The sequence below is a fragment of the Stenotrophomonas sp. AR029 genome, from assembly GCF_047520695.2.
In the GTDB taxonomy this organism is placed as follows: domain Bacteria; phylum Pseudomonadota; class Gammaproteobacteria; order Xanthomonadales; family Xanthomonadaceae; genus Stenotrophomonas; species Stenotrophomonas sepilia.
The window spans coordinates 1123442-1135045 of sequence record NZ_JAXBQQ020000002.1; the positions used below are offsets into that span (position 1 = coordinate 1123442).

Genomic DNA, 11604 nt, shown 5'->3' on the forward strand with positions numbered 1-11604 from the left:
CGGCGCGCCCTTCATCCCCGTGCCGGTCCCCCCGCCGGCGTGGGGGTGAACCCAAGACAGCCAACGCTCGCCCGCCTTGGCCAGCCAGCCCCTTCCACGGTCGCTGTCTTGGGTTCACCCCTACCCCCTGCTGGTCCGCTACCTTCTACAGCGGTGCCACGCCCCCTGTTTGCCTGAAGCCAGGAGATGACCCGATGTTGGACGCCAACCTGCAGTCGCAGCTGAAGACCTATCTGGAGCGCGTGACCCGCCCCATCCAGATCACCGCGCACGCCGACGACGGCGCCAAGTCGCAGGAAATGCTGGAACTGCTGCAGACCCTGGAAAACCTGTCGGACAAGATCACGCTGCAGGTCCTGCGCGATGGCCAGGGCCGCGTGCCGTCCTTCGACCTGGGCACGCCGGGCCAGGACATCCACCTGACCTTCGCCGGCCTGCCGATGGGTCACGAGTTCACCTCGCTGGTGCTGGCCCTGCTGCAGGTCGGCGGCCACCCGTCCAAGGCCACCGCCGAGCTGATCGAGCAGGTGCAGAACCTGGAAGGTGAATACAAGTTCGAAACCTACTTCTCGCTGTCCTGCCAGAACTGCCCGGACGTGGTGCAGGCGCTGAACCTGGCCGCGGTACTCAACCCACGCATCCAGCACGTGGCCATCGATGGTGCGCTGTTCCAGGACGAAGTCGAGAAGCGCGAGATCATGTCGGTGCCGACCGTGTACCTCAACGGTGAAGTGTTCGACCAGGGCCGCATGACCCTGGAGCAGATCGTGGCCAAGCTGGACACCAATGCCAGCAAGCGCGATGCCGAGAAGATCGCCGCCAAGGATGCTTTCGACGTACTGGTGGTCGGTGGTGGCCCGGCTGGCGCCGCAGCGGCGATCTATGCCGCGCGCAAGGGCATCCGTACCGGCATCGCTGCCGAGCGCTTCGGTGGCCAGGTGCTGGACACCATGGCGATCGAGAACTTCATCTCGGTGAAGGAAACCGAAGGCCCGAAGCTGGCCACGGCGCTGGAGCAGCATGTGCGCGAGTACGACGTGGACATCATGAACCTGCAGCGCGCCAGTGCGCTGGTGCCGGCCGGCGAAGACGGCCTGGTGCAGGTGCAGCTGGAGAACGGCGCGGTGCTGAAGTCGCGTTCGGTGATCCTGTCCACCGGCGCGCGCTGGCGGCAGATGAACGTGCCGGGCGAGGACCAGTACCGCAACAAGGGCGTGGCCTACTGCCCGCACTGCGATGGTCCGCTGTTCAAGGGCAAGCGCGTGGCGGTGATCGGCGGCGGCAACTCCGGTGTGGAAGCGGCCATCGACCTGGCCGGCATCGTGTCGCATGTAACCCTGCTGGAGTTCGATTCCAGCCTGCGTGCCGACGAAGTGCTGCAGAAGAAGCTGCGCAGCCTGGGCAACGTCACCGTGCTGACCAGCGCACAGACCACCGAAGTGCTCGGCGACGGCAGCAAGGTCACCGGCCTGGTCTACAAGGACCGCATCGGCGGCGATGCCCACCGCGTCGAGCTGGAAGGCATCTTCGTGCAGATCGGCCTGCTGCCCAACACCGAGTGGCTGAAGGATGTGGTGGCGCTGTCGCCGCGTGGCGAGATCGTCATCGACGATCGCGGCCAGACCAACCTGCCGGGTGTGTTTGCTGCTGGCGATTGCACGACGGTGCCCTACAAGCAGATCATCATCGCCATGGGCGCCGGTTCCACCGCCGCACTGAGCGCGTTCGACCACCTGATCCGCTCGTCGGTGAGCAACAGCAGCGGTGCCGTTGCTGAAGCGGCCTGATCCACCGTTCCCAGATCACCGGGAACATTGTCTGCCTGTCGGGTAACCACGCCGTCAGCCGGTCCGTTACCCCTGGGGTGTAAGGATGAACCTACGTGATCTGAAGTACCTGGTAGCCCTGGCCGACCACAAGCATTTCGGCCGGGCTGCCGCGTCCTGCTTTGTCAGCCAGCCGACGTTGTCCACGCAGATCCGCAAGCTGGAGGAAGAGCTCGGCCTGCCGCTGGTGGAACGCGCACCGCGCAAGGTGATGCTGACCCCGGCCGGCCAGGAAGCGGCCGCACGGGCGCGGGTGATCGTGTCCGAAGTGGAACAGCTGAAGGAAGCGGCGCGACGCAGCCGCGATCCGGAAGCCGGTACGGTGCGCCTGGGGATCTTCCCGACCCTCGGTCCGTACCTGCTGCCGCATGTGATCCCGCGCATCCGCGAGCGCTTCCCGGAGCTGGAACTGCTGCTGGTCGAGGAAAAGAGCGATGTGCTGCTGGACCGCCTGCGCGAAGGCAAGCTCGACGCTGCATTGCTGGCGCTGCCGGTGATCGACGACCAGCTGCATGCCGAGTTCCTGTTCGAGGAACCGTTCCTGCTGGCCGTCTCCGGTCGCCACCCGCTGGCACGTCGCGAGCACCTGGACGTGCAGGAACTGGCCACGCAGAAGCTGCTGCTGCTGGAGGACGGCCATTGCCTGCGCGACCAGGCGCTGGAAGTCTGCCGCCTGTTCGGCGCCAACGAGAAGTCCGAGTTCCGCGCCACCAGCCTGGAAACGCTGCGGCAGATGGTCGCCGCCGACGTCGGCATCACCCTGCTGCCGAGTCTGTCGGTGCAGCCGCCAGTGCCGCGCTCGAACAACATCCGCCTGCTCGACTTCACCGGCGAAGGCCGTCCCAGCCGCCGCATCGCCATGATCTGGCGCCGCAGCTCGGCCATGAACGACTTCCTGATGGACCTGGCCGACCAGTTCAAGCGCCTGCCGCAGGCGCTGTTCACCCTGGAGGCGCTCGATGCCGGCAGCGATGCACCGGCCCTGCCCGGCCCCGCGCTGAACGGCTGAGCCCCCCGCAGTACCGGCCTGGAATCGGCAGGAGTCGATTCCGGCCGCATTTGTCCCCACAATACAGACAGGCGGCGCCAGCAGGTGCCGCCTTTTGCATGGCTTTCAACCAAGGAGCTTCACCATGAGTACCGCCAGCGGCCTGCCGCCGTCGATCACCGTTTCCACCTTCGACATGGACCGCCTGGACGCCATGCTCGAATCTCCCGCGCTGAGCCAGACGCCTGCCGCGCTCGCGCTTGCTGAAGAACTCAACCGGGCCACCGTGCTGGCACCGGACCAGATTCCCGAAGGCATCGTCATGATGCATTCGCGCGTGGAGTGCGAAGATGAAGTGTCGGGCGAGAAGCACGTCCTGACCCTGGTCTTCCCCCGCGAAGCCAACGTCGATGAAGGCAAGGTTTCCGTGCTGGCCCCGGTCGGCAGTGCCCTGCTCGGCCTTTCGATCGGCCAGAGCATCGACTGGAACGCGCCCGGCGGCCGCAAGCTGCGCCTGCGCGTGACCGCGGTCCACAACGACCGCCCCTGATTACCGCTGCGCACCGCGCGCGATTCGATCCCCCTGCCCCAGGAGCCGTAATGAGTACCCCGTCCAAACTGTCCCAGCTGCGCGAACTGTCCGTGGTCGTTGCCGATACCGGTGACTACGAGGCGATCAAGCGCCTGCAGCCGGTGGACTGCACCACCAATCCGACCCTGGTGAAGAAGGCGCTGGACCTGCCGGTCTACGCCGAGCTGATCGAACGCGAACTGGCCTGGGGCCGCCAGCAGAGTGGCGACCGCGAAGCCGTGGTGCACGCCGTGGCCGACCGCCTGACCATCGGCGTCGGCGCGCTGCTGAGCACGCTGGTGCCGGGCCGGGTGTCCACCGAGGTGGATGCCGACCTGGCTCACGACACCGCTGCCACCGTGGCCAAGGCCCGCCAGTTCATCCAGATGTACGCCGATGCCGGCGTGCCGCGCGAGAAGATCCTGATCAAGATCGCCGCGACCTGGGAAGGCGTGGAAGCCGCACGCATCCTGCAGGCCGAGGGCATCGACTGCAACCTGACCCTGATCTTCAACCCGACCCAGGCGCTGGCCTGCAGCGAAGCCGGGGCGTTCCTGATCTCGCCGTTCGTCGGCCGCATCCTGGACTGGTACGTGGCCAACGGACAGGCCCCGGCCACCATCGATGAAGACCCGGGCGTGAAGTTCGTGCGCGGCGTGTATGCCGAATTCAAGCGTCGCGGTTCGCCGACGGTGGTGATGGGCGCCTCGTTCCGTTCGACCGCGCAGATCGAAGCACTGGCCGGCTGCGACCGCCTGACGATTTCGCCGGACCTGCTGGAGAAGCTGGACGCCGACCACGGCGAGCTGCCGCGCAAGCTGGTGGCCGGTGCCGCCGATGGCGCGGCGGTGACCCCGATCGATGCGGCCAAGTTCGCGGCGGATCTGGCGGCCGATCCGATGGCCACCGAGAAGCTGGCGACCGGCATCGATGCGTTTGCCAAGGATCTGGAAGTGCTGCGCGAGCGGATCCGCGCGGCACTGTGAGGATTCCGGCCAACGGCTGAGCCCCTCGTGGCAGGTCGGTTGGCCGCAAAGAGCAAAAAGCCGCGCTGGGTCGGGCGGGTTGGGTTCGCGGGAGACGCCGTGAATCCATCCCTGGAGGCTTGGCCGCCGCATCCATGCGGCGGACACTCCCGCGAACCCAACCCGCCCGCCCTCTGACAGTTTCCGGTGGCCACCCGCCACGGAAGAAAGAAAGAAGAGCAACAGCGGGTCGCGCGCTTCGCTTGCTTGGAGCGGAGCATGGCTCCGCTCTACAGAAAGCACTGCAGGATCAAACAAGAAGGACGCGGCGAACGCCGCGTCCTTTTTGTTTTCCTTCAGTTCGTCAGTAATCCACTGCTCCTGCCCACCGTCACCGGGAAATGATCGGAGGCGGGACGGGTACAGATGGCGGGACCGTCCACGGCATGGATGCCGTGGCCGAGCCCCCAGGGACGGGTTTACGGCGTGTCCCGCCATCTGTACCCGTCCCGCCAAACCATCAGCAACCCAGAGCCGCTTTGGCTTTGGCTTTGGCAGTTGCTTTCAGCTTCAGCCCGCCGCAGGCGGACCACCGCGCGTCAGCGCGGCGCCTCCACATCCAACCCGATCGGGCAGCTCACGCCGGTGCCGCCGATGCCGCAGTAGCCGTTCGGATTCTTCGCCAGGTACTGCTGGTGGTAGTCCTCGGCGTAGTAGTACGCCGGTGCCGGGTACACGATCTCGGTGGTGATCGGGCCGTAGCCGGCCGCAGCCAGCTGCGTCTGGTAGGCCTCGCGGCTGGCCAGCGCGGCCTTGTACTGGGCCTCGTCGGTGGCATGGATCGCCGAGCGGTACTGGGTGCCGGTGTCGTTGCCCTGACGCATGCCCTGGGTTGGATCGTGGCTTTCCCAGAACAGCTGCAGCAGCCGCTCCAGGCTCACCACCGCCGGGTCGAACACCACCTGCACCACTTCGGTGTGGCCGGTCAGGCCCGAGCAGACCTCTTCATAGGTCGGGTTCGGCGTGATGCCACCTGCATAGCCGACCGAGGTGCTGTACACGCCCGGCTCGGTCCAGAACTTGCGCTCGGCGCCCCAGAAACAGCCCAGCGCAAAGCGGATCTGCTGCAGGCCGGCGAAACGGTCCTTCAGCGGATGGCTGTTCACGAAGTGCTGGTTGCTGTGCAGCGGCAGCGGTTGGTCACGCCCCGGTAGCGCCTCTTCCGGGCGCGGCAGGCGCTGCTTGAAGGCGCCGATGCCGAGGATGCCCTGGCCAACTCCCAACATGATGCGCTCCTACGCCGGAAGACCGGCAATGTCGTCTGCATCGGAAATGGGGTCGGACGGGGCCTGGCCCAAGTCCAGCGCCGCTACGATGTCCTCGGCCTGCGGCCGCGCCGCATCGGGGATGCCGACCCGCAGCACGCCAAACAGCGGCAGCTCGCCCATCCCGCCCAGCAGCTGCTCTCCGAACACGAACGCGGGGATACCGGCGTCTTCCAAGGCGTGCTTGACCAGATGGGCGTCGAACAGGTTGTCGGCCTTGTACACGATGTGCATGTGGCGGCTCCTCGGGGCAAGGGTCCAGCATACGCCTGGGGGCTGAATGGTGGTGGTGACGGCGCATGACCGTTCTGCCGGCCAGCGGCCGGCACTACCCATCCACCTTCCGGTAGCGCCGGCAGCGGGCCGGCGGAATGTGGATCGCCGTGCAGTTGGGTAGTGCCGGCCGCTGGCCGGCATCCCCACACCCCACCGGGCAGCCCTGCCCGGTACGCGCTAGACTGTTGGTCTTTCTGCCTTTCTTTTCGCCGACTCATGTCCGAGCACACCCCCGCCAGCCCCGAGACCCCCGCCGACAGCCACGAGAAGCGCGATTTCATCCGCCAGATCGTGCGCGAGGACCTGGCCAGCGGAAAGCACCAGGCGATCAAGACCCGCTTCCCGCCGGAGCCGAACGGCTACCTGCACATCGGTCACGCCAAGTCGATCTGCCTGAACTTCGGCATCGCCGGTGAATTCAGCGGCGTCTGCAACCTGCGCTTCGATGACACCAACCCGGCCAAGGAAGATCCGGAATACGTGGCCGCGATCCAGGACGACGTGCGCTGGCTGGGCTTCAGCTGGAACGAGCTGCGCCACGCCTCGGACTACTTCCAGGCCTATTACCTGGCCGCCGAGAAGCTGATCGAACAGGGCAAGGCCTATGTCTGCGACCTGTCGGCCGAGGAAGTGCGCGCCTACCGCGGCACCCTGACCGAGCCGGGCCGTCCGTCGCCATGGCGCGACCGCAGCGTCGAGGAAAACCTCGACCTGTTCCGCCGCATGCGCGCCGGTGAGTTCCCGGATGGCGCGCGCACCCTGCGCGCGAAGATCGACATGGCCAGCGGCAACATCAACCTGCGCGATCCGGCGCTGTACCGCATCAAGCACGTCGAGCACCAGAACACCGGCAACGCGTGGCCGATCTACCCGATGTACGACTTCGCCCATGCGCTGGGTGATTCGATCGAGGGCATCACCCACTCGCTGTGCACGCTGGAATTCGAAGACCACCGCCCGCTGTACGACTGGTGCGTGGACAACGTCGATTTCGCCCATGACGACGCGCTGACCCAGCCGCTGGTCGATGCCGGGCTGCCACGCGAAGCGGCCAAGCCGCGCCAGATCGAGTTCTCGCGCCTGAACATCAACTACACGGTGATGAGCAAGCGCAAGCTGATGGCGCTGGTCACCGAACAGCTGGTGGACGGCTGGGAAGACCCGCGCATGCCCACCCTGCAGGGCCTGCGCCGCCGTGGCTACACCCCGGCCGCGATGCGCCTGTTCGCCGAGCGCGTGGGCATCAGCAAGCAGAATTCGCTGATCGACTTCAGCGTGCTCGAAGGCGCACTGCGCGAGGACCTCGACAGCGCCGCGCCACGCCGCATGGCCGTGGTCGACCCGGTCAAGCTGGTGCTGACCAACCTTCCGGAAGGCCACGAAGAACTGCTGACCTTCAGCAACCACCCGAAGGACGAGAGCTTCGGCAGCCGCGAAGTTCCGTTCGCCCGCGAAGTGTGGATCGATCGCGAGGACTTCGCCGAAGTGCCGCCGAAGGGCTGGAAGCGCCTGGTGCCGGGCGGCGAAGTGCGCCTGCGTGGCGCCGGCATCATCCGCTGCGACGAAGTGATCAAGGATGCCGACGGCACCATCATCGAACTGCGCGGCTGGCTCGATCCGGAATCGCGTCCGGGCATGGAAGGCGCCAACCGCAAGGTCAAGGGCACCATCCACTGGGTGAGCGCCGTGCACGGCGTGCCGGCCGAGATCCGCCTGTACGACCGCCTGTTCTCGGTGCCGAACCCTGACGACGAATCGGAAGGCAAGACCTACCGCGACTACCTGAACCCGGAATCGCGCCGTACCGTCACCGGCTATGTCGAGCCGGCCGCAGCCAGCGCCGCACCGGAGCAGTCGTTCCAGTTCGAGCGCACCGGCTATTTCGTCGCCGACCGCCGCGATCACACCGAAGCCAAGCCGGTGTTCAACCGCAGCGTGACCCTGCGCGACACCTGGTCGGCCTGAGGACCTGCGCGGGCGCCCACACGGCGCCCGCACGCCCCCGACGATGATCACCGCCCTGTCCGTCCTGCTCTGGTTCATCTCGCAGCATCCGCTGCTGACGTTCTTTGCAGCGATGGTGCTGGCCGGGCTGGTCTCGTGGTGGCGACGCTTTCCAGGCTACGCCATCGTGGTGTTCCCGCTGGCGATGCTCAACATGTTCTTCGGCCACTTCCTCAACGCCACCTTCCTCAACCTGGTGGGCGAGCGCGGCGAAGCGGTGATCGTCAAGGCAGAGCGAACCAGCTCGACGCTCAACGAACAGTACATCTGGCGCTACGAAGGGGTGCTGCGTACCGCCGAGGGCCGCGACGTGGACGTGGTGTTCCACACCAACACCGCTTCGCTGTGGCCGCTGGAAAACGCCATCCGCATCCCGGCGCGCGACCAGCCGTTCGTGGTCAAGTACACGCCGGGTTTCCCGCGCAACTTCGTCATCCTCACCAACGAATCACCCCACGGCATCGCCCAGGCCCGGTCCAGCGCGCGCGAGCGCGTGGAGGTGGCAGCACGCAAGCTGCATTTCAGCCCGGGCAATGCCGATTTCCGCGCGGAGTATCGCCGCGAACTGGAAAGCTGGCTGCGCGACCACGGCAACGACCCGCAGCAGCAGTCCGACGCGCAGCGCTATCGCGCCGAACTTGACGCGCTCGACCGCTAGCACCAGGCCCGGCCTGGATGCTCCACCCGATCCATCCACAGGCCTGACATGACCACGACGTCCACCGCCCTCCTCCCACTGCTGCAGCAGGCCCTGCAGGACGCCAGCGTCGCCAGCCGCATCGACGGCAACGCGCTGCTGCTGGACAGCGGACTGCGCCTGACCCCGCATGCGATGGCCGCACACGCGCGCGACAACGGGGGCTGGCAGACCTCCACCGTCATCGAAAGCCAGCATCCGCTGCTGTTCGCTGACGGCCTGTTCGAGTACCAGCACGCCAACGGTACCGATGAACAGACATCGCTGCTGGCCGGCTTCCAGGCCTGGGCACGGGTGGACCTGGTGACCCTGCAGACCGCGATCGGCGCCGAAGACGCACAGGCCCTGCCAATGATGGGCCTGACCTATCCGGCCGGCGATGAGGGCCGGGAACACGAACGCACCGTGGTGCTGGGTCCGCTGGCGCATTACCGCGAGCACGAGGTGGACGCCAGCACCTGCAGCGAGGACGACCATGGGTCCTGTCCGTGCTGCCTGTTCACCAGGAGCATGGACGCCTTCGACGAGCTGCTGAAGGCGCGCCCGTTCCTGGCCATCCGCCTGTTCGCCTCGCGCGATGCCGATGGCCTGTGCGAGGCCGATTGCCGGGTCAACGGCCACGATTTCGCCGCCGCCCTGCCCCTGCTGCGTGCCTATGCAGCCAGCTGGCCGCAGGCCGGGCTGGAGTTCCGCAAGCAGTACGTGGTGATCCGCACCGGCTCGCCCGGCTGACCCACCGCCACACCCGATACAGGCCGGTGCGGCTACACTGCGCGCCGGTTTCCCAAGCAACCGCACTTTCTTCCATCCCTACGAGGCACCCCCGCGATGCTGTACGCGCAAGTCCACCTGACCCTTCCCGCCTGGATCCACGACCAGATCGACCTGGATCGTCGATATCCGGGCGATGAGGCCAAGGTCGCGCTGGCGATCGAGCTGTCGCGGCTGAACGTCGAGCACGCCAGTGGCGGCCCGTTCGGCGCCGTGGTGTTCGGCCCGGACGACAAGGTGATCGCTGCCGGCGTGAACCGGGTGATGCCACACGCGACCTCGCTGGCGCACGCCGAGAACATGGCCTACATGCTGGCCCAGCAACGCCTGCAGACCCCGCGCCTGAACGCGGTGCTGTCGCCGGTCACCCTGGCCACCAGCTCGCAGCCGTGCTGCCAGTGCTACGGCGCCACCGTGTGGGCCGGCATCGACCGCCTGCTGATCGGTGCCAGTGCAGCCGACGTCGAAGAACTGACTCCGTTTGACGAAGGCCCGCTGCCGGCCGACTGGGTCGGCGAGCTCAACAAGCGTGGCATCGAAGTGGTGCAGGGCCTGAACCGCGACGCCGCGCGCAGCGTGCTGCGTGCCTATGGGGAAAGCGATGGCGCCCGTTACTGAAACCGGCATCGGCCTGCTGTGCCTGTGCCGGCAGGGTTTCGAGCCCGAGCTGGCCGGCGAACTGCAGTTCCGTGCCGGCGAAGCCGGTTTCGCCGGTTATGCGCGTACCCAGCGCAATGACGGCTACGTGCTGTTCATGTGCGACGAGGCCGCGGCGCTGGCACCGCGCCTGCGCTGGCGCGAACTGATCTTCGCGCGGCAGAAGCTGGTGGTGCTGGCCGAGCTGCCGCAGCTGGATCCGGCCGACCGCATCACGCCGATGCTGGAGGTGCTGGCCGATGCGCCGCGCTTCGGCGACCTGTGGGTGGAGCATCCCGATTCCGACGCTGGCAAGCCGTTGTCCGGCCTGGCGCGTTCCTTTGGCAATGCACTGCGCCCGGCGCTGCGCAAGGCCGGCAAGCTCAGCGACAAGCCGAACACCCGCCTGCCGCGCCTGCATGTGGTGTTCGTCGACGGTACCCATGCCTTCGTCTGCGTGGCCGACCCGGGCGACAGCGCGCCGTGGGCATTGGGCATTCCGCGCCTGAAGCTGCTGCCCGAAGCGCCTTCGCGTTCGGCGCTGAAGCTGGACGAGGCGCTGTTGACCCTACTGACGCCTGAAGAACGCGAGGCGCTGGCCAAGCCCGGCATGCGCGCGGCCGACCTTGGCGCCGCCCCCGGTGGCTGGACCTGGGTGCTCACCCGGCAGCACATGCACGTGCTGAGCATCGACAATGGCCCGCTGCGCCAGCACGTGCTGGACACCGGCCTGGTCGAGCACCTGCGCGCCGATGGCTTCCACTGGCACCCGGAACAACCGCTGGACTGGATGGTCTGCGACATGGTCGAGCAGCCGCGCCGCGTCGCCGAACGCATGGCCACCTGGTTCCGCGAAGGCTGGTGCAGGCATGCGATCTTCAATCTGAAGCTGCCGATGAAGAAGCGCTGGGACGAGACCCGGCTGTGCCTGGACCTGTTCCAGGACCAGGCCGGGAAGCCGCTGGTGGTGCGCGCCAAGCAGCTCTATCACGATCGTGAAGAGATCACCGTGCTGGCCTCGCCGCTGCGCTGATCCCATTGCATCCGCCGGGCATGGCCCGGCGCTACCGGGGAACGGAACCATGCGCTACCACTCGCTCACCCTGCTGATCACTTTGCTGTCAGTCGCACCGGCCATGGCCCAGCAACTGCCGCACACCCCTGCGCAGAGCCAGCCGCTGGGCCCCACCGGCGGCGCGATCCGCCAGCAGCCACTGGATGCCGGTCGGGTCAGCGGCAGCGTCGAGATTGCACAGCCGGCCGGCGAGGCACAGGTGACGGTGCGTTCGCTGGAGCCCAGCAGCGTGGTTGGCCAGTACCGCATCCACTTCGCCGCGCTGGATGTGAACGGCGATGGTTTCATCAGCCGCGAGGAAGCGCAGGCCAACCCGGCGCTGGCCGACGAATTCAATTCGCTGGACCGCAGGCATCGCGGCAAGCTGGACCGCACCGACCTGGCCGGCTGGCTGGTGGATTGAAAAAGGGGACGGAGGGGATTAAGTCGTATGTGCACATACGACTTAATCCCCTCCGTCCCCTTTTTGC

General features: G+C 67.0%; 13 protein-coding genes. 11 read left to right on the forward strand and 2 right to left on the reverse strand.

The window, feature by feature from the left end; translation table 11 throughout:
* Positions 1 to 194 precede the first annotated feature (194 nt).
* The 5 genes from ahpF (at position 195) to ACM0PB_RS11830 (ending at position 4755) form a co-directional block, all read left to right on the forward strand.
* Entirely contained in the window at positions 195 to 1787 is a 1593-nt protein-coding gene (gene ahpF, locus ACM0PB_RS11810) for an alkyl hydroperoxide reductase subunit F (RefSeq protein WP_005415367.1), read from the forward strand.
* 85 nt (positions 1788 to 1872) lie between these two features.
* Complete coding sequence (locus ACM0PB_RS11815) at positions 1873 to 2835, forward strand: LysR substrate-binding domain-containing protein (protein ID WP_049414506.1); 963 nt, start codon at positions 1873 to 1875, stop codon at positions 2833 to 2835.
* A 124-nt stretch (positions 2836 to 2959) separates the two neighbouring features.
* Positions 2960 to 3364 (forward strand): nucleoside diphosphate kinase regulator, encoded by a 405-nt coding sequence (gene rnk, locus ACM0PB_RS11820; RefSeq protein WP_005408156.1) that lies wholly within the window; start codon positions 2960 to 2962, stop codon positions 3362 to 3364.
* Positions 3365 to 3414: 50 nt separating this feature from the next.
* A complete protein-coding gene (locus tag ACM0PB_RS11825) occupies positions 3415 to 4371 on the forward strand; it encodes a transaldolase (protein ID WP_414604854.1) in 957 nt (318 codons plus the stop codon).
* A 258-nt stretch (positions 4372 to 4629) separates the two neighbouring features.
* Positions 4630 to 4755 carry a hypothetical protein gene (locus tag ACM0PB_RS11830; protein WP_255313051.1) on the forward strand — a complete coding sequence of 42 codons (126 nt, stop codon included), beginning with the start codon at positions 4630 to 4632 and terminating at the stop codon, positions 4753 to 4755.
* 194 nt (positions 4756 to 4949) lie between these two features.
* Here ACM0PB_RS11830 and msrA read toward each other — a convergent pair whose 3' ends face one another.
* Both msrA and ACM0PB_RS11840 read right to left on the reverse strand, forming a co-directional pair.
* Entirely contained in the window at positions 4950 to 5615 is a 666-nt protein-coding gene (msrA, locus tag ACM0PB_RS11835; RefSeq protein WP_065179689.1) for a peptide-methionine (S)-S-oxide reductase MsrA, read from the reverse strand.
* A gap of 30 nt (positions 5616 to 5645) precedes the next feature.
* The gene (locus ACM0PB_RS11840) at positions 5646 to 5909 is read right to left on the reverse strand and encodes a putative signal transducing protein (protein WP_005415362.1); all 264 of its coding nucleotides are present in this window, start codon (positions 5907 to 5909) and stop codon (positions 5646 to 5648) included.
* A gap of 258 nt (positions 5910 to 6167) precedes the next feature.
* Here ACM0PB_RS11840 and ACM0PB_RS11845 point away from each other — a divergent pair, with 258 nt between their 5' ends.
* From ACM0PB_RS11845 to ACM0PB_RS11870, 6 genes are all read left to right on the forward strand, one after another.
* On the forward strand, positions 6168 to 7916 hold the full coding sequence (locus tag ACM0PB_RS11845; protein ID WP_065186344.1) for a glutamine--tRNA ligase/YqeY domain fusion protein: 1749 nt from the start codon (positions 6168 to 6170) through the stop codon (positions 7914 to 7916).
* Between the two features lie 43 nt (positions 7917 to 7959).
* The gene (locus ACM0PB_RS11850; protein ID WP_171956436.1) at positions 7960 to 8613 is read left to right on the forward strand and encodes a hypothetical protein; all 654 of its coding nucleotides are present in this window, start codon (positions 7960 to 7962) and stop codon (positions 8611 to 8613) included.
* 48 nt (positions 8614 to 8661) lie between these two features.
* On the forward strand, positions 8662 to 9384 hold the full coding sequence (locus ACM0PB_RS11855) for a DUF6348 family protein (RefSeq protein ID WP_005415359.1): 723 nt from the start codon (positions 8662 to 8664) through the stop codon (positions 9382 to 9384).
* Between the two features lie 96 nt (positions 9385 to 9480).
* Complete coding sequence (locus ACM0PB_RS11860) at positions 9481 to 10041, forward strand: nucleoside deaminase (RefSeq protein ID WP_005415358.1); 561 nt, start codon at positions 9481 to 9483, stop codon at positions 10039 to 10041.
* Entirely contained in the window at positions 10025 to 11092 is a 1068-nt protein-coding gene (gene rlmM, locus ACM0PB_RS11865; protein WP_053501233.1) for a 23S rRNA (cytidine(2498)-2'-O)-methyltransferase RlmM, read from the forward strand. Before ACM0PB_RS11860 ends, rlmM begins: the two co-directional genes overlap by 17 nt.
* A gap of 49 nt (positions 11093 to 11141) precedes the next feature.
* The gene (locus ACM0PB_RS11870) at positions 11142 to 11537 is read left to right on the forward strand and encodes an EF-hand domain-containing protein (RefSeq protein ID WP_065179680.1); all 396 of its coding nucleotides are present in this window, start codon (positions 11142 to 11144) and stop codon (positions 11535 to 11537) included.
* The last annotated feature ends 67 nt before the right edge of the window (positions 11538 to 11604 follow it).